This window comes from Mycobacterium sp., from assembly GCF_035506235.1.
In the GTDB taxonomy this organism is placed as follows: domain Bacteria; phylum Actinomycetota; class Actinomycetes; order Mycobacteriales; family Mycobacteriaceae; genus Mycobacterium.
Genome location: NZ_DATJPU010000269.1, coordinates 1 through 16594 on the forward strand (window position 1 = coordinate 1; position 16594 = coordinate 16594).

At 68.4% G+C, this 16594-nt stretch carries 17 protein-coding genes and 2 pseudogenes; 12 read left to right on the top strand and 7 right to left on the bottom strand.

What is annotated here, in order from left to right; genetic code table 11:
- From VMD50_RS25455 to VMD50_RS25465, 3 genes and pseudogenes are all read left to right on the top strand, one after another.
- Window positions 1-176 (top strand): annotated as a pseudogene (locus VMD50_RS25455) (isocitrate lyase); the annotation flags it as partial.
- 216 nt (window positions 177-392) lie between these two features.
- Window positions 393-1256 (top strand): 3-hydroxybutyryl-CoA dehydrogenase, encoded by an 864-nt coding sequence (locus VMD50_RS25460; protein WP_325431971.1) that lies wholly within the window; start codon window positions 393-395, stop codon window positions 1254-1256.
- A 79-nt stretch (window positions 1257-1335) separates the two neighbouring features.
- Window positions 1336-2196 carry a cyclopropane mycolic acid synthase family methyltransferase gene (locus tag VMD50_RS25465; protein ID WP_325431973.1) on the top strand — a complete coding sequence of 287 codons (861 nt, stop codon included), beginning with the start codon at window positions 1336-1338 and terminating at the stop codon, window positions 2194-2196.
- Window positions 2197-2235: 39 nt separating this feature from the next.
- Here VMD50_RS25465 and pcaA read toward each other — a convergent pair whose 3' ends face one another.
- The 3 genes from pcaA to VMD50_RS25480 form a co-directional block, all read right to left on the bottom strand.
- Window positions 2236-3099 (bottom strand): cyclopropane mycolic acid synthase PcaA, encoded by an 864-nt coding sequence (pcaA, locus tag VMD50_RS25470; protein ID WP_325431975.1) that lies wholly within the window; start codon window positions 3097-3099, stop codon window positions 2236-2238.
- 153 nt (window positions 3100-3252) lie between these two features.
- The gene (locus tag VMD50_RS25475) at window positions 3253-4263 is read right to left on the bottom strand and encodes a prenyltransferase (protein ID WP_325431977.1); all 1011 of its coding nucleotides are present in this window, start codon (window positions 4261-4263) and stop codon (window positions 3253-3255) included.
- Window positions 4264-4275: 12 nt separating this feature from the next.
- Window positions 4276-4992 (bottom strand): TetR/AcrR family transcriptional regulator, encoded by a 717-nt coding sequence (locus tag VMD50_RS25480; protein WP_325431978.1) that lies wholly within the window; start codon window positions 4990-4992, stop codon window positions 4276-4278.
- A 189-nt stretch (window positions 4993-5181) separates the two neighbouring features.
- On the opposite strand from VMD50_RS25480, the gene VMD50_RS25485 reads away from it, so the two are divergent.
- The 6 genes and pseudogenes from VMD50_RS25485 to deoC all read left to right on the top strand — a co-directional run bounded on the left by VMD50_RS25485 (window position 5182) and on the right by deoC (window position 9352).
- Window positions 5182-6495: a DUF445 domain-containing protein gene (locus VMD50_RS25485; protein ID WP_325431979.1), complete on the top strand. Its 1314-nt coding sequence runs from the start codon at window positions 5182-5184 to the stop codon at window positions 6493-6495.
- Window positions 6496-6581: 86 nt separating this feature from the next.
- Window positions 6582-7002: pseudogene (locus VMD50_RS25490) on the top strand (helix-turn-helix domain-containing protein); the annotation flags it as partial.
- Window positions 7003-7254: 252 nt separating this feature from the next.
- A complete protein-coding gene (gene hbhA / locus VMD50_RS25495; protein ID WP_325431984.1) occupies window positions 7255-7848 on the top strand; it encodes a heparin-binding hemagglutinin HbhA in 594 nt (197 codons plus the stop codon).
- 121 nt (window positions 7849-7969) lie between these two features.
- Complete coding sequence (locus VMD50_RS25500) at window positions 7970-8239, top strand: DUF2516 family protein (protein WP_414686177.1); 270 nt, start codon at window positions 7970-7972, stop codon at window positions 8237-8239.
- 4 nt (window positions 8240-8243) lie between these two features.
- Complete coding sequence (locus VMD50_RS25505) at window positions 8244-8675, top strand: DUF2599 domain-containing protein (RefSeq protein WP_325431988.1); 432 nt, start codon at window positions 8244-8246, stop codon at window positions 8673-8675.
- Complete coding sequence (gene deoC / locus VMD50_RS25510) at window positions 8675-9352, top strand: deoxyribose-phosphate aldolase (RefSeq protein WP_325431990.1); 678 nt, start codon at window positions 8675-8677, stop codon at window positions 9350-9352. The genes VMD50_RS25505 and deoC overlap by 1 nt, the downstream gene beginning before the upstream one ends.
- A gap of 23 nt (window positions 9353-9375) precedes the next feature.
- Here deoC and VMD50_RS25515 read toward each other — a convergent pair whose 3' ends face one another.
- Genes VMD50_RS25515 through VMD50_RS25525 form a run of 3 tightly spaced genes read right to left on the bottom strand, consistent with a single transcriptional unit; the run spans window position 9376 to window position 11797 of the window.
- Window positions 9376-10410, bottom strand: a complete 1035-nt coding sequence (locus VMD50_RS25515; RefSeq protein WP_325431992.1) for an LmeA family phospholipid-binding protein — start codon at window positions 10408-10410, stop codon at window positions 9376-9378.
- A complete protein-coding gene (locus VMD50_RS25520; RefSeq protein WP_325431993.1) occupies window positions 10407-11249 on the bottom strand; it encodes a carbon-nitrogen hydrolase family protein in 843 nt (280 codons plus the stop codon). The genes VMD50_RS25515 and VMD50_RS25520 overlap by 4 nt, the downstream gene beginning before the upstream one ends.
- A 23-nt stretch (window positions 11250-11272) precedes the next feature.
- The gene (locus VMD50_RS25525) at window positions 11273-11797 is read right to left on the bottom strand and encodes a DUF2505 domain-containing protein (protein ID WP_325431994.1); all 525 of its coding nucleotides are present in this window, start codon (window positions 11795-11797) and stop codon (window positions 11273-11275) included.
- Between the two features lie 26 nt (window positions 11798-11823).
- On the opposite strand from VMD50_RS25525, the gene VMD50_RS25530 reads away from it, so the two are divergent.
- Both VMD50_RS25530 and VMD50_RS25535 read left to right on the top strand, forming a co-directional pair.
- Entirely contained in the window at window positions 11824-12942 is a 1119-nt protein-coding gene (locus VMD50_RS25530) for a UDP-N-acetylmuramate dehydrogenase (RefSeq protein WP_325431996.1), read from the top strand.
- Between the two features lie 40 nt (window positions 12943-12982).
- A complete protein-coding gene (locus VMD50_RS25535; RefSeq protein ID WP_325431998.1) occupies window positions 12983-14356 on the top strand; it encodes a L,D-transpeptidase in 1374 nt (457 codons plus the stop codon).
- On the opposite strand, the gene VMD50_RS25540 is transcribed toward VMD50_RS25535, so the two are convergent.
- Window positions 14340-15089 (bottom strand): SDR family oxidoreductase, encoded by a 750-nt coding sequence (locus tag VMD50_RS25540; RefSeq protein ID WP_325432000.1) that lies wholly within the window; start codon window positions 15087-15089, stop codon window positions 14340-14342. The genes VMD50_RS25535 and VMD50_RS25540 overlap by 17 nt on opposite strands.
- Before the next feature lie 175 nt (window positions 15090-15264).
- Between VMD50_RS25540 and VMD50_RS25545 the strand changes: the two genes are divergently transcribed.
- Entirely contained in the window at window positions 15265-16563 is a 1299-nt protein-coding gene (locus VMD50_RS25545) for an ROK family transcriptional regulator (protein ID WP_325432002.1), read from the top strand.
- The last annotated feature ends 31 nt before the right edge of the window (window positions 16564-16594 follow it).

A 16594-nucleotide genomic window follows, 5' to 3' on the forward strand; every position in this document is an offset into this window, starting at 1 on the left:
GCGCCTACGTCGAGTTGCAGGAACGCGAGTTCGCCGCCGAGGAGCGCGGCTACACCGCCACCAAGCACCAGCGCGAGGTCGGCGCCGGGTACTTCGACCGCATCGCCACCACGGTCGACCCCAGCTCGTCGACCACCGCGCTGACCGGTTCCACCGAAGAGGGCCAGTTCCACTGAGGACGAGCGGGCTTGGCCCGCGAGGACGAAGTGGAACCGACGGCTTGAGGCACTGATCCTCTGGCGAGCAGACGCAAAGGCACCCTTTTGCGCCCCGTAATGCGGGCCTTTGCGTCTGCTCGCGGCTGAAGCGGCTGAAGTAGCATAGGCCCCGCCCAGCCATCCTGGGCGGGGCCTATTGCGGTGCATGACAATACGACTCGGGAGGCGAAAACAGTGAGCGACGCAGCGATCCAGCGAGTGGGAGTTGTCGGGGCCGGGCAGATGGGCTCCGGCATCGCCGAGGTCGCCGTCCGAGCCGGTGTCGACGTGACCGTGTTCGAGACCACCGAGCCGCTGATCACGGCGGGGCGCAACCGCATCGTGAAGTCGCTTGAGCGCGGCGTCAGCGCCGGCAAGGTGACCGAGCGGGAGCGCGACCGCGCGCTGAGCAAGCTCACGTTCACCACCGACCTCAAGGACCTGGCCGACCGCCAGCTGGTGATCGAGGCCATCATCGAGGACGAGGCCGTCAAGGCGCAGGTGTTCGCCGACCTGGACCGGGTGATCACCGATCCCGACGCCGTGCTGGCGTCCAACACCTCCAGCATCCCGATCATGAAGATCGCCGCGGCCACGAAGAATCCCCAACGCGTGCTCGGCCTGCACTTCTTCAACCCCGTCCCGGTGCTGCCGCTGGTCGAGCTGGTCAGCACGCTGGTCACCGACCCAGCCGCCGCCGCGCGCACCGAGCAGTTCGCCGGCGCGGTGCTGGGCAAGCAGGTGGTGCGCTGCTCCGACCGGTCCGGCTTCGTGGTGAACGCGCTGCTCGTGCCCTACCTGCTGTCGGCGATCCGGATGGTGGAGACCGGCTTCGCCAGCGTCGATGACGTCGACAAGGCGGTGGTCGCGGGGCTGTCGCACCCGATGGGCCCGCTGCGGCTGTCCGACCTCGTCGGCCTGGACACCCTCAAGCTCATCGCGGATAAAATGTTCGAGGAATTCAAAGAACCGCAATACGGCCCGCCGCCGTTGCTGCTGCGCATGGTCGAGGCGGGCCGGCTGGGCAAGAAGTCGGGCCGGGGCTTCTACACCTACTAAAATCCCGGGTCCGGGTAGCAGGAATTGGGCAAATCCGATATTATCCTCGCGTTCAACAATCGAGAGGTATCGGGAATCCATGACTGCGCTGAAGCCGTATTACGAAGAATCGCAATCGATCTATGACGTTTCGGACGAATTCTTCGCGCTATTCCTCGATCCGACGATGGGTTACACCTGCGCCTACTTCGAGCGTGACGATATGACGCTCGAGGAGGCGCAGAACGCCAAGTTCGACCTGGCCCTGGGCAAGCTGAACCTCGAGCCCGGGATGACGTTGCTCGACATCGGTTGCGGTTGGGGCGGGGCGCTGCAACGAGCGGTCGAGAAGTTCGACGTCAACGTCATCGGAATCACTCTGAGCCGCAACCAGTTCGAGTACAGCAAGGCGAGGCTGGCGAAGGTCCCGACCGAGCGCAGCGTCGAGGTCCGGCTGCAGGGCTGGGAGGAATTCGAGGACCACGTCGACCGCATCGTCACCATCGGCGCCTTTGAAGCGTTCAAAGCGGAGCGTTGGCCCGCGTTTTTCGAACGGGCCTACGAGATCCTTCCCGACGACGGCCGGATGTTGCTGCACACGATTGTCGCGCATTCCCAGAAACAGCTGCACGAGCTCGGCGTCTCGCTGACCATGAGCGACGTACGATTCACGCGATTCATCTACACCCAGATCTTTCCGGGCGGGCAGTTGCCGGCGCAGGAAGACATACTGAAATTAGCACCGGCGGCCGGATTCACCGTCGAAAGGGTGCAATTGCTGCGGGAGCACTACGCGCGCACGCTCAATATGTGGGCGGCGAATTTAGAGGCCAACCGGGAAAAGGCGATCGCCATCCAGTCCGAAGAGGTCTATGACCGCTATATGCACTATCTGACCGGGTGCGAAAACTTCTTCCTGAAAGGCATCAGCAACGTCGGGCAGTTCACCCTGACCAAGTAGCGTCCGCCCCGACGCGCCGGAGCGCCCTTCGGCGCCCGGTCACTTCTCGCAGGTGAACTGGTTGACGTCGGTGTAGCCCTCTCGGAACAGCTTGGCGCAGCCGGTGAGGTACTTCATGTAGCGGTCGTAGACCTCTTCGGACTGGATGGCGATGGCCTTGTCCTTATTGGCCTCGAGGGCCGCGGCCCACGTGTCCAGCGTCCGTGCGTAGTGCAGCTGCAACGACTGAATCCGGGTCACCTTGAAGCCGGCCGCGTCGGCGTGCTCCTCCACCGACGGGATCGTCGGCAGCCAGCCCCCCGGGAAGATCTCGGCCAGGATGAACTGGGTGAAGTGCACGATTTCGTGGGTCAGCGGTTTGCCCTGCGCCCTGGCGTGTTTGAAGGTGGGACGCGAGATGGTGTGCAGCAGCATGATGCCTTCGGACGGCAGCACTTCGTAGGCCATCTTGAAGAAGCGGCCCCAGCGTTGCCGCCCGAAATGCTCGAACGCGCCGATGGAGACGATGCGGTCGACCGGCTCGTGGAACTTCTCCCAGCCCTCCAGCAGCACCTGCCGCGTGCGGGAAGTGTCCATCTCGTCGAACGTCCTCTGCACGTGGGCGGCCTGGTTCTCCGACAACGTCAGGCCCACGACGTTGACGTCGTACTTCTCAATGGCGCGCCTCATGGTGGCACCCCAGCCGCAGCCGATGTCCAGCAACGTCATGCCCGGCTCCAGCTTGAGCTTGCCCAGCGACAGATCGATCTTGGCGATCTGGGCCTGCTCGAGCGTCATGCCGTCGCGCTCGAAGTAGGCGCAGCTGTAGGTCTGGGTGGGGTCCAGGAAAAGCCGGAAGAAGTCGTCCGAGAGATCGTAGTGTGCTTGCACGTTTCCGAAATGCGGCGTGAGCTGCACAGACATGAGAAGTTAGGCCTTTCTGTATCTCGAGGTTCCGGGCTTCCTGGCGCCTTGCGCCCCGGTTCACCCCCGATGCATCCCCTGCATGCTAGCTGTTAAGGCTGTCTAAGTCGCCTTTCGAAGCCTTTGAAAGCTTGGCTCTACGTCACACACCGGTCACAAGGCGCGCAGCGCGGCGCCCACCGCGAGGCCCACCACCAGCAGCGCCCCGGCCTGGCGCACGTGCACCCAGGCCAGCGCCGCGTACCACAGCGGCCACACGGGAAACTCCGGTGGCGGCTCGTCGGGCCTCGGTCGGCGGAAATAAGGCCATACCTTGGCCAACCGGGGCAAGGCCAGCCCGACGACCAGCGCGGGCCACGGCATCGCCCCCGCCGCGACGGCCACCGCCACCAGGGCATAGAAGCCGACCGCCATGCCGAGCGTCACCGCCCGTGCCCGCGCCTCACCGAGCAGTACGGGCAGCGTGCGGATGCCGAGCGGCGCGTCGTACGGGATCTTGTCGATGTGCTTGCCCATCAGCACCGTCGTGCACAACAGGCCGTAGGGCAGCGATGCCAGCACCACGTCCCAACCAACCCGGCCCACCGCGGAGTAGTAGGTGCCACACACCATCAGCGGGCCCCACACGACGAAGACGTCGGGTTCGCCGAGCCCGCGCTTCTTCAGCCGCAGCGGTGGCGCGGTGTAGGCGACGCTCAGGGCGAAGCCGGCGAGTGCGAAGCCGGCCACCGGCCAGCCGCGCGCCCACGTCAGCGTGACGAGGATCGCCAGGTCTGCGACGTTCACGAGCAGGATCGCGAGCCCCAGCGTGCGGCGGCTGACGAGCCCGGACAGCACCGGGTGGGGAGCGTAGAGCGCGCGCGGGTAGTTGGCGCTGTCGGTGCCGACCCGGGTGTCGTAGAGGTCGTTCATCAGGTTGTTGGCGGTGTGCGCGAGCGTGATGCCGACCACGGCCAGCACCAGCCAGCGCCAGTCCAGCCCGGGTTCGCCGATCGCCAGCAGCGCCGCCACCAGGCCGGATACCAGCGTCATCGGCAGCACCGCCGCGCGGGTGACCACCAACCACCGCGTGACGGTGTCCACCGGCCCGTCCGGGGGCGGGTTGGTGGTGCGAAGCGCGTAGGCCCACGACCTGAGCCGTGAGCCCACGCTCACGTCAGGCATCCGGGCGCCACCTCATGGCTCTCGGGGTGGCAGGATTGGGGAGGGATGCGGCTGTCCGCGGAACTTCTCCAGCGAGCCGCCCGCCTCGACGATTCCGCAGATCGCGCTCCAGCTCAGCATGGTCAGGTAGTCGATCAGCTCGTCGGCGCTCATCCGCGGGTCGGAAATCCAGGAGTGGGTGGCCAGCTGCACGCCGCCGACCATGATGTAGGACCACGTTTCCACGCCGCCGGTGTCCATCCCGGCCTCCTGCATGCGCCGGCGCAGCATCATCGCCAGCATGCGGGCGATGATTCGCTCGGAGTCGGCGATCACCTTGCTCTTGGTCGGCGAGCTGTTGGCCATCACGAACCGATACGGCTCGGGTTCCTCCGCCACGGTTTCGACGTACACCCGGATGATCTCGCGGGTCAGGTCGAAGCCGTCCAGGTTGGATGTCAGCGCGCCCGCCATGTTGGGGATCAGCGTCGACTGCGCAAAGCGCATCAGCACCGCGGTGGTCAGGTCGTTCTTGTCGACGAAGTAGCGGTACAGCACGGTCTTGGAGACCCCGATCTCGGCGGCGATCTCGTCCATGCTCAGGAAGCGGCCGTGCCGGCGAATTGCCACGATGGTGCCGTCGACCAGCTCATTCCGGCGCTCCACCTTGTGTTGGTGCCAGCGCCGCTTGCGACCATCCGTCTTAACGGTCACCGCCGGATTCGCTTTTCCACTCTCGCCGCTTCCCACTCATCAGACGCCCCCGATACTACGGCTTGCGGGGCCCGTTTCGGCGGATGGGCTGCGCATCTGCGGGGGCCGCACGCAGGGCGGTAACACTAACCGCTCGCGACGATAGATGATGGTGTGGTGGTACACAGAGCCTCGGACAGAGCCGAAGCGCCGAACCGGTCCGCCCCCGCGGCGGCGGACCCGGATGTGATCGCGCCGTCGGCCGGCAGGGCTCGACCATCCCTGGCCGAATCCTTCGCCGGGGCGGATCCGGAGGCCGACGCGGAGCGACGGGTGGCGCTGCGCAGGATGAAGTTGGTGGCGCTGGGCTTCCTGGTCGGCGCCACTGGCCTGTTCCTTGCCTGTCGGTGGGCCCAGGCCCACGGCCACACGGCGGCCTGGATCGGCTACGTCGGCGCCGCCGCGGAGGCCGGCATGGTGGGTGCGCTGGCCGACTGGTTCGCGGTTACCGCGCTGTTCAAGCACCCGCTGGGCATACCGATCCCGCACACCGCCATCATCAAGCGCAAGAAGGACCAGCTGGGCGAGGGCCTGGGGACGTTCGTGCGGGAGAATTTCCTGTCGCCGCCGGTGGTCGAGACGAAGCTGCGCGACGCGCAGGTGTCCAGCCGGCTCGGCAAGTGGCTCGCGGATGCCACACACGCCGCGCGGGTGGCGAGCGAGACGGCGACGGTGCTGCGGGTGCTGGTGGAGTTGCTGCGCGACGAGGATGTCCAGCAGGTGATCGACCGGATGATCGTGCGCCGCATCGCCGAACCGCAATGGGGTCCGCCGGTCGGCCGCGTGCTGTCGACGCTGCTGGCAGAGAACCGCCAGGAGGCCCTGATCCAGCTGCTGGCCGACCGGGCGTTCCAGTGGTCGCTGAACGCCGGAGAGGTCATCCAGCGGGTGGTCGAGCGTGACTCGCCCAGCTGGTCACCCCGGTTCATCGACCATCTCGTCGGTGACCGTATCCACCGCGAGTTGATGGACTTCACCGACAAGGTGCGCCGCAACCCCGACCACGAATTGCGCCGTTCGGCGACGCGGTTCCTGTTCGAGTTCGCCGACGACCTGCAGAACGACCCGGAGACCATCGCGCGCGCCGAGGCGGTCAAGGAGCAGCTGATGGCGCGGGACGAGATCGCGGACGCCGCGGCGACCGCGTGGCGGACGCTGAAACGGCTGGTACTCGAGGGCGTCGACGACCCGTCCAGCACGCTGCGCACGCGCATCGCCAACACCGTCGTCCGGATCGGGGAGTCGCTGCGCGACGACGCCGACCTGCGCGACAAGGTCGACAACTGGATCGTGCGGGCGGCCCAGCACCTGGTCTCCCAGTACGGGTTGGAAATCACCGCGATCATCACCGACACGATCGAGCGCTGGGATGCCGAGGAGGCCAGCCGGCGGATCGAACTGTACGTGGGGCGTGACCTGCAATTCATCCGGATCAACGGCACCGTCGTGGGGTCCCTGGCCGGGCTGATCATCTACGCCGTCGCGCAGCTACTTTTCTAGGGGTGCTAACAAGCGCTTGCAACAGCAAGCACTTGACCGTACCCTAGGGCCCGTAAGGATGGCCCACCCGACCCCAGGAGTACGCGATGCCGCCGGAGGAGAAGTTCTCCGCCAAGGTGTCCACGGCGGCTTCTGAGGTGGCCTCCGACATCGGCAGCTTCATCCGGGACCTGCGTGAGAACGCGCAGGTCTCGGTGCGCCAACTCGCCGAACGGTCCGGTGTCAGCAATCCTTACCTGAGCCAAGTGGAGCGCGGATTGCGCAAGCCGTCCGCCGACGTCCTGAGCCAGATCGCGAAGGCGCTGCGGGTTTCGGCCGAGGTGCTCTACGTGCGGGCCGGGATGCTCGAGCCCAGCGACAAGAGTCAGGTGCGCGACGCCATCATCACCGACACCTCGATCACGGAGCATCAGAAGCAGATCCTGCTGGAGATCTACGCGTCGTTCACCCAGCAGAACGAACCAATGTTGGAGGAGTGTCCTAGCGAATCCGACAGCAACGAGTGACTGCCCGTGCGGTCGGCCGCCAGAGGCCGGCAGAGGGCTTTCGCATCGCGCCGAAGGTTGGGTGGCGCCCAGCCGCGATGCGAACTCGACCAGCCGACCCGATCGATCAGGAGGTTTCCCGGCAAGTTGAGTGCATGTCAATCCGCGGGTCTTGACTACTCCCCGAGAGAAGCGACACTTGCCCCTTTTTTTCCCAGTTCCGAAGTAGTAAGGCCGATAAAAGACAAACCATGAAAGCATGAAAGGAAGCACTATGGCTGAAAACCCGAACGTCGATGACCTGCGGGCCCCGTTGCTGGCGGCGCTGGGCGCCGCCGACCTGGCTCTGGCCACCGTCAACGACCTGATCGCCGGCCTGCGTGAGCGTGCCGAGGAGAGGCGCACCGAGACCCGCAGCCGGGTCGAGGAGCGCCGCGCGCGCCTGTCCAAGCTGCAGGAGGACCTGCCCGAGCAGTTCACCGAGCTGCGCGAGAGGTTCACCTCCGAGGAGCTGCGCAAGGCTGCCGAGGGCTACCTGGAGGCGGCGACCAGCCGGTACAACGAGCTCGTCGAGCGGGGCGAGGCCGCCCTGGAGCGGCTGCGCAGCCAGCGGCCCTTCGAGGACGCGTCGGCGCGCGCCGAGGGCTATGTGGACCAGGCCGTCGAGCTGACCCAGGAGGCGCTCGGCACCGTCGCGTCGCAGACCCGCGCGGTCGGTGAGCGGGCGGCCAAGCTGGTCGGCATCGAGCTGCCCAAGAAGGCCGAGGCGCCCAAGAAGGCTGCCGCCAAGAAGGCGCCCGCGAAGAAGGCTGCGGCCAAGAAGGCCCCGGCCAAGAAGGCGTCTGCCAAGAAGGTCACCCAGAAGTAGTCCGGCGCCGAGTCGGACTCGTTGACAAGACGCTCGGCTCCGAGTTGCCCTCCGGGGCGACTCGGAGTCGACGTTTTGGACGGTGCCCGCATACGCTTAAGGCGTGTTGAACACCATAGGTATGGTCATGTGGGTATTGCAGATCGCCGTCGCGCTGACGGCGGTGTACGCGTTGGTCCACGCGGCGCTGCAACGGTCGGACGCTTATACGGCCGTTGACAAGCTGACAAAGCCGGTGTGGTTGGTGATCCTCGGCTTGGCCGTCCTGCTGACATCGCTGCTGAGTTTCGTTTTCGGCGTGCTCGGCATAGCGATCGCCGCCTGCGCGGCCGGGGTGTATCTGGTGGACGTGCGGCCCAAACTGCTTGAGATTCAGGGTAAGTCGCGCTAAAGGGATGAAATCCCTGCTGGCCGCGCCGGCGGCGGTGGCCGCGACGTTCGGGGCCCTGCTGGCGTGGCCGCCGGCGGCGCCCTCCGCGCGGGCCGATTCACCCGCCCCGTCACCCCCCTTCATCGACCACACCCAGTGGGCGGACTGGCGGGGCCTGCCCAGCCTGCGGGTCTTTCCGACACCGTCGGGGCGGATGGCCGCCAGGCGGCCCTTCGTGGCGACCGACGCGGACGAGGCCTGGGCCGAGGTGCTGGCGCTGTCGCCGGACGCCGACACCGCCGGCATGCGCGCGCAGTTCGTCTGTCACTGGCGGTTCGCCGAGCTGGCGCAGCCGGGCAAGACCAGCTGGAACCTGGAGCCCTGGCGCCCAGTGGTCGACGACGCCGAAATGATCGCCACCGGCTGTAACCCCGGCGGTCCGGAAGAAGCGTTCTAGTGGCGGGCCAACCCACGCGGGCCCGGCTGGCCGCCCTGATCGACCACACCCTGCTCAAACCCGAGGCCACCCGCGCCGATGTCGCCGCCCTGATCGGCGAGGCCGCCGAGCTGGGCGTGTACGCGGTATGCGTCTCGCCGTCGATGGTGGCGGCGGCCTTGGAGGCCGGCGCCACCATGCCGGTGGCGGCGGTGGCGGGTTTCCCGTCGGGCAAGCACGTGTCGGAGGTCAAGGCGCACGAGGCCGCGCGCGCCGTGGCGTGCGGTGCCAGCGAGATCGACATGGTCATCGACGTCGGCGCCGCGCTGGCCGGCGAGCTCGTCGCCGTGCGATCCGACATCGAGGCGGTGCGGGCCGCGGCGCCCCGGGCCGTGCTCAAAGTGATCGTCGAGTCGGCGGTGCTGCTGAGCCGGGCGGACGGGCGCAGGCTGGCGGACGTGTGTCACGCCGCCGAGGACGCCGGTGCCGACTTCGTCAAGACCTCGACCGGGTTTCATCCCGCGGGCGGGGCGTCGGTGGAGGCCGTCGCGCTGATGGCCGACGCCGTCGGCGGGCGGCTGGGGGTCAAGGCCAGCGGCGGCATCCGCACCGCCGCGGACGCGCTGGCGATGGTGGACGCTGGAGCGACCCGGCTCGGTCTGTCGGGCACCCGTGCGGTGCTCGACGGGCTCAGTTAACCCTCAGAGGTTCGCGATAACCCTCAGAGGTTGGCGAAGCAGGGGTCGGTGGTGTTGTCGTTGGGAATGCTGGCGTTCTGCGTCGAAAAGTGGGTTGTCACACCGGTATCGGTGACCTTCACGCTGTCGGCGTGGATGCCCAGCGGGTAGTTCTTGGTGAATTGCGCGGTGAAGTCGTCCAGCGTCGACTGCACCGATTCCTTTGGCATGGTGAAGCCCAGCGCGTTGAAGCTGACGATCTGCAGTTGCAGCCCGGTGCCGGACACCACCGGCTTGGCCGTGATGTTGTCGAGCATGCCCTTCAACTCGATGGTGCCGTCGGCCGGGTGAGTGGTGACGCTGTTGGTGACGAACGGACCCAGGACCGGAATCGCGTTCTGCACCGACTGCTTGATGCCGTCACTGGTCCAGGTGATGGTGGCGTCGAGCGAGCCGATGGTGCCTTTCGAGTTGGCGCTCGACTGAAGCCGGACGTCCCGGATGTTGAGGTTGAGCTTCATGCCCTTGGCGTCGCGGATGTTGTTGCCGGCGGTCTGCACCGAGATGTTGGTGTAATGCTTCGTCATCTGCTGCCACAGCATCAGCGGTGTCACGCCGAAGGAGGCGGTGGCCTGGTCCTTGACCTCGCACGCCACCGCCTGGGCGACCTTGGTGTCCGCCACGTGACGGATGTAGAGCTCGGCCCCGATCAGCCCCGCGATGATGAGCGCGAACACGATGATGCAGATCAAAAGGATGGACAGCGGGTCGCGAAGGAAGCGTCGTTTTCTTTTCACCGGTGGCGGCTCTTGGTCGGGAGTGGCCAGCTTTTCCGTCGGGCCCGCGGGCGGGATGGGCGGAGGGGCGTAGCCGGGTCGCTGCGGGTTGGGATTCGCGACACCCAACTTCTCGGTCTGGCCGTGAGCGGCCGGCGGCGGCGCCTGGGCCGGACCGCCGGTGCTGATGCGCTCGGTGGGCCGCTCAGTGGGGGGCTGGCCGAAGGGGCCTTGCTTGCCGGGACGGGCCCACGTCGACGGGCCCTCGTTAGGTGGTCCCTGCGGGCCCTGTGGATTCGTCACCCAACCGATTCTGCCCTATCCAGCTGAGCAAAGTCGGAGCGGTTGCGCAGCACCGCGATGCTCTCGCGGGCCGCGGCCACCCGGTCGACGTCGATGTCGGCGACCACCAGCTGCGGGTTGTCGCCCGCCGAGGCGACCACCTCGCCCAGCGGCGAGGCCACCAGGCTGCCGCCCACCCCCGTCGGCGCGCCCGAGCCGGACCCCGACCTGGTCAGGGCGTCCCAGGGGTCGGCCTGACCGACGGCGGCGACGTAGCTCATCGAATCCAGCGCCCGCGCCCGCGCCAGCAGCGTCCACTGCTCGAGCTTGCCGGGCCCGGAGCCCCAGGACGCGCAGACGACGATCAGCTGGGCGCCGCGCCGGGCCAATTCGGTGTAGAGCGCCGGAAAGCGGATGTCGTAGCAAACGCTCAACCCCACCCGTACCCCGTCGACATCGACCACCACCGGCTGGTGGCCGGGCGCGACGGTGCGCGACTCGGTGAACCCGAACGCGTCGTAGAGGTGGATCTTGTCGTAGTGGGTGTCGGGCCGGTTGGGGTGGCCCGGCCCGGCCACGATCAGCGTGTTGGTCACCCGCCCGTCGCCGGCGGGGGTGAACATGCCGGCGATCACGGTGATCCCGGACTCGGTCGCGATCCGGCGCACGCCGTCCGCCCAGGGCCCGTCGACCGGCTCGGCGACCGGCGCCAGCGGGACGCCGAACCGGCACATGGTTGCCTCCGGGAATATCACCAGCGTGGCACCCTCGCCGGCGGCCCCGCGCGTGTACTCGCGGACCAGCTGCAGGTTCGCCGCGGGATCGCTGCCACTGAGGATCTGCGCCAGCGCGATTCGCATGGGCGCCAGCTTAGGCCGGCGGTCTAGGCGTTGTTGGCGATCCATTCCGCGGTCAGGCGCTGTTCGCGGCTGACGAGTTCGGCGAGCTGGGCGCCGATGAGCCGCTCCACCTTGCCGCCGATGAGCGGGACCCGCACCTTGACGACGACCCGGTAGGTGATCCGCGCGCCGCCGGACTCGGCGAGCGGTGACAGCTCCCCGCTGCCCGAGACGTGCACCGGGGTGCCCACGATCGTGCCCGCGATGGAGGCCGTCGCGGTGCCGTCGGTGACCGGGCCCCACGACTCTTCCCGCCTGACGCGGAGGTCGCCGCGGTGCAGTTGCTTGACGAGGGCGGCCAGGTTGTGGCTGTGCACCACCTGCAGCGTGACCACGTCGACGGTCCCGTCGTTGCCCGACCCGCCGCCGACCCGCATCGACTCCAGCCTCGCCTCGTCGACGGGGATGTCGGCCAGCCTGGCCTGCCAGTACCCCTCCACCAGGAAAGCCCGGTGAATCTCCTCGACGGTCTGCTCGTAGTCGGCCGACAAGTCGAATGAACGCGGCATAGCTGGCCAGGCTACCGTTACGGGCCATGAAAAAGAGCGGTGTCAGTTCGCTCTTCGCCGGTGCGCATGTCGCCGAGGCGGTGCCACTGGCGCCGTTGGCCACGCTGCGGGTCGGGCCGGTCGCGCGACGCCTGATCACCTGCACCAGCACCGAGCAGGTGGTCGCCGTGCTGCGGCAGCTGGACTCGGAAGCCGAGGCGGCCGGCGGCGGGCCGGTGCTGGTGTTTGCCGGCGGCTCCAACCTGGTCATCGCCGACACGCTGTCCGATCTGACCGCGGTGCGCCTGGCCAACGACGGCATCACCGTCGACGGCAACGTGGTCCGCGCGGAGGCCGGGGCCGTCTGGGACGACGTCGTGGTCACGGCCGTCGAGCACGGTTTGGGCGGGCTGGAATGCCTGTCCGGCATCCCCGGGTCGACCGGGGCCACCCCGGTGCAGAACGTCGGAGCTTACGGAGCGGAGGTGTCCGACACCATCACCCGGGTCCGGGTGCTGGATCGCGGCACCGGCGTGGTGCGCTGGGTGCCCGGCGACGAGCTGGGCTTCGGCTACCGCACCAGCGCGCTCAAGCGGGCCAACCGGTCGGGCCGTGAAATCCCCTCTGTCGTACTGGAAGTGGAGTTCGCACTGGACGCTTCGGGCCGCAGCGCGCCGTTGCGCTACGGCGAGCTGACGGCCGCGCTGAACGCGGTCAGCGGCGAACGCGCGGACCCGAAAGCCGTCCGCGAGGCGGTGCTGAGGCTGCGGTCGGCCAAGGGCATGGTGCTCGACGCCTCCGACCACGACACCTGGAGCGTGGGGTCGTTCTTCACCAACCCGGTGGTCTCCCCGGAGGTCTACCAGCGGCTGACCGATCGTGTGGACGGCCCGCTGCCGCACTACCCGGCGCCGGACGGCATCAAGCTGGCCGCGGGCTGGTTGGTGGAGCGGGCGGGCTTTCACAAGGGCTATCCCGATCCGGAACCCGGCGGCCCCCAAGCGCCGTGCCGGTTGTCGACCAAGCACGCGCTCGCCCTGACCAACCGCGGCGGCGCCACCACCGGGGACGTGATCGCGTTGGCCCGCACCGTCCGTGACGGAGTCCGCACTGTGTTTGGTATCACACTGGAACCGGAGCCTGTCCTGGTCGGTTGCAGCCTGTAGCGGCAAATTCGCAGAATCGGCACGCCGGGCCCGAATTGTCATGGCGGGGTCGGGGTCTTCGCTCACGGTATCTTTAACTGTCGTGAGCGCCTCCAGTTCCCCTCCGCCGGTCAACCGGCGCATGGCCTTGGCGGCCCTGGGGCTCGGCGTGTTCGCCCCCAGCGTATTGGCCGCCTGCGCCGGCACGGTGTCCAACAAACAGGCCGAGAAGAAGGAGCCGCCGGCGCCGCAGCTGAAGTTCCAGCCGGCCGATTCCGCGGCGGACGTGGTCCCGATCGCGCCGATCAGCGTCCAGGTCGCCGACGGCTGGTTCCAGAAGGTGGCGCTGACCAACTCGTCGGGAAAGGTGGTCGCCGGGTCGTTCAACTCCGACCGCACCGTCTACACCACCACCGAGCCGCTGGGCTACGACGCGACCTACACCTGGAGCGGCTCGGCCGTCGGCCACAACGGCAAGGCGGTCCCGGTGAGCGGCAAGTTCACCACGGTGTCGCCGACCAAGAAGATCAGCGGGGCCTTCCAGTTGGCCGACGGCCAGACCGTCGGCGTCGCCGCCCCGATCATCATCCAGTTCGACGCACCGATCAGCGACAAGGCCGCCGTCGAGAAGGCGCTCACCGTCACCACCGACCCGCCCGTCGAGGGCAGCTGGGCGTGGCTGCCCGACGAGCGGCAGGGCGCCCGGGTGCACTACCGCACCCGCGAGTACTACCCGGCCGGCACGACCGTCGACGTCAACGCGAAGCTGTACGGGCTGCCGATCGGCGAGGGTGCGTACGGCGCCGACGACATCTCGCTGCACATCCAGATCGGCCGCCGGCAGGTGGTCAAGGCCGAGGTCTCCTCGCACCGCATCCAGGTCGCCACCGACGCCGGCGTCATCATGGACTTTCCGTGCAGCTACGGCGAGGCGGACAAGGCGCGCAACGTCACCCGCAACGGCATCCACGTGGTCACCGAGAAGTACTCCGACTTCTACATGTCCAACCCGGCCGCCGGCTACAGCAACGCCCACGAGCGCTGGGCGGTGCGGATCTCCAACAACGGCGAGTTCATCCACGCCAACCCGTCGAGCGCGGGCGCGCAGGGCAACAGCAACGTGACCAACGGCTGCATCAACCTGTCGACGTCCGACGCCGAGCAGTACTACCGCACCGCGATCTACGGCGACCCGGTCGAGGTGACCGGAAGCTCGATCCAGCTGTCCTACTCCGATGGCGACATCTGGGACTGGGCCGTGGACTGGGACACCTGGGTGGCGATGTCGGCGCTGCCGCCCCCGACGGCGCATCCGCCGGCCACCCAGATTCCGGTCACCGCGCCGGTCACCCCGTCCACCGCGCCGACGCTGTCGGGCACGCCCACTTCTACTCCAGCGACGACCACGAGCCCATCGCCTAGCCCCGGCGGTTGAACCGCGTCGCGCTGGCCTGGTCGCGCGGCTTGATGACGATCAGGTCGAGGTCCACGTGGGACGGCCGCGAGGCCACGAACCCGATCACCTCGGCGACGTCGTCCGCCACCAACGGCGTGATCCCGGTGTAGACGGCGTCCGCGCGCTGCTGGTCGCCGTCGAAGCGCACCAGCGAGAACTCGGTCTCGACCGCGCCGGGCGCAATCTCGGTGAGCCGCACCGGTTTTCCCAGTAGCTCACCGCGCAGCGTGCGGTGCAGCGCGCCCTGCGCGTGCTTGGCCGCGGTGTAGCCGGCGCCGCCGTCGTAGGTCTCCATCGCCGCGACCGAGGTGACGGTGACGATGAGGCCGTCACCGGAGTCGATCAGCTTGGGTAGCAGCGCCTGGGTGACCCGCAGCGTGCCCAGCACGTTGGTCTCCCACATCCATTGCCAGTGCCCGAGGTCGGCGTCGGCGACCGATTCCAGCCCCCACGCGCCACCGGCGTTGTTGACCAACACGTCGACCCGGCTCAATTGGGTTGCCAGCGCCTGCACCGCACCGTCGTCTGTGACGTCGGCCACAATTGCGGTGCCGCCGATCTTTTCGGCCAGCGCGTTGAGCCGGTCCCCCCGGCGCGCCACCGCCACCACGTGAAAGCCCTGTGCGGCAAGGGTTTTGGCGGTCGCCTCGCCGATGCCCGAACTGGCGCCGGTAACCACCGCGACCCGTTGGTGCCCCCCTGCTGCGTTCACACCGAACAACTCTAATGAACGTGCTAAGTTCTCGGGGTGCTCCTTAGCGCCGTGTTCGACAACACTGCCGCGTGTCTGTGCGCGGCGAGTGCGTGTTGTTGCCGCGCACTTTGCCGCTCCTGACTTTCAGGTGTGGCCGAAGCCGGCCATCTCCGAACTCGCACAAAGGACACTCATGCGCACTACCCTTACCCGTAGCCACCATTCCCTCAGCCGCAAGGGCCACCCGCGGATGCACCGCCAGATCCTGCCTCCGGCGCTACACATCTCGGACTCGGCCGCGGCATCCGTCTTCCGGGCCGTCCGGCTGCGCGGCCCCGTTGGCCGCGACGTCATCGCGGCCGTCACCTCGCTGAGCATCGCCACGGTCAACCGCCAGGTCATCGCCCTGCTGGACGCGGGCCTGCTGCGGGAACGCGCCGACCTGGCCGTGTCCGGGGCCATCGGGCGCCCGCGTGTGCCGGTGGAGATCAACCATGAACCGTTCGTGACGCTCGGCATCCACATCGGGGCGCGCACCACCAGCATCGTGGCCACCGACCTGTTCGGCCGCACGCTGGACACCGTCGAGACCCCGACGCCGCTGTCACCCGCGGGGCCCGCGCTCGCGTCGCTGGCCGAAAGCGCCTCCCGGTACCTGCAACGCTGGCACCGGCGCCGGCCGCTCTGGGTCGGGGTGGCGATCGGAGGCACCGTTGACGGCGCCACCGGCCTCGTCGACCACCCCCGGCTCGGGTGGCGCCAGGCGCCCGTCGGCCCCGTGCTGGCCGACGCACTGGGGTTGCCGCTGTCGGTGGCTTCGCACGTCGACGCGATGGCCGGCGCCGAGCTGCTGCTCGGCATGCGGCGCTTCGCGCCGAGCTCGCCGACGAGTCTGTACGTGTACGCGCGCGAGACCGTGGGCTATGCGCTGGTGATCGGCGGCCGGGTGCACTGCCCGGCCAGCGGGCCGGGCACCATCGCGGCGCTGCCGGCCCACTCCGAGCTGCTCGGCGGCACCGGCCAGCTGGAGTCCACAGTCAGCGACGAAGCGGTGCTGGCCGCCGCGCGCCGGCGGAAGATCCTGCCCGGGAACCGCACCTCCGGGGCGGCGACCGCGATGGCCGACCTGCTGCGGGTGGCTCGGGCCGGCAATCCGCAGGCCAAGGACCTGCTGGCCGAGCGGGCCCGGGTGCTGGGCGAAGCGGTCGCATTGCTGCGCGACATGCTCAACCCCGACGAGCTGGTGGTCGGCGGCCAGGCTTTCACGGAATACCCGGAGGCGATGGCGCAGGTTGAGGCGGCGTTCGCCGCGCGCTCCGTCCTCGCCCCGCGTGATATCCGCGTCACCGCCTTCGGCAACCGGGTCCAGGAGGCCGGCGCCGGGACGGTGTCGCTGGGCGGGCTGTATGCGGATCCGCTGGGTGCGATGCGGCGCGCCGGGGCGCTGGAGTCCCGGCTGCGGGAGGTCACCGCCGACGAGTCGTCCGCGTAGAGCGAACGGCGCGCTTGGGCCGGGGCGCGGG

Bases quoted from the DNA above. Each gene is read 5' to 3' on its own strand.
- VMD50_RS25465 (WP_325431973.1), top strand. From the start codon at position 1,336: ATGACTGCGCTGAAGCCGTATTACGAAGAATCGCAATCGATCTATGAC.
- pcaA (WP_325431975.1), bottom strand. From the start codon at position 3,099: ATGTCTGTGCAGCTCACGCCGCATTTCGGAAACGTGCAAGCACACTAC.
- VMD50_RS25475 (WP_325431977.1), bottom strand. From the start codon at position 4,263: ATGCCTGACGTGAGCGTGGGCTCACGGCTCAGGTCGTGGGCCTACGCG.
- hbhA (WP_325431984.1), top strand. From the start codon at position 7,255: ATGGCTGAAAACCCGAACGTCGATGACCTGCGGGCCCCGTTGCTGGCG.
- VMD50_RS25500 (WP_414686177.1), top strand. From the start codon at position 7,970: ATGGTCATGTGGGTATTGCAGATCGCCGTCGCGCTGACGGCGGTGTAC.
- VMD50_RS25505 (WP_325431988.1), top strand. From the start codon at position 8,244: ATGAAATCCCTGCTGGCCGCGCCGGCGGCGGTGGCCGCGACGTTCGGG.
- VMD50_RS25520 (WP_325431993.1), bottom strand. From the start codon at position 11,249: ATGCGAATCGCGCTGGCGCAGATCCTCAGTGGCAGCGATCCCGCGGCG.
- VMD50_RS25525 (WP_325431994.1), bottom strand. From the start codon at position 11,797: ATGCCGCGTTCATTCGACTTGTCGGCCGACTACGAGCAGACCGTCGAG.
- VMD50_RS25530 (WP_325431996.1), top strand. From the start codon at position 11,824: ATGAAAAAGAGCGGTGTCAGTTCGCTCTTCGCCGGTGCGCATGTCGCC.
- VMD50_RS25535 (WP_325431998.1), top strand. From the start codon at position 12,983: ATGGCGGGGTCGGGGTCTTCGCTCACGGTATCTTTAACTGTCGTGAGC.
- VMD50_RS25545 (WP_325432002.1), top strand. From the start codon at position 15,265: ATGCGCACTACCCTTACCCGTAGCCACCATTCCCTCAGCCGCAAGGGC.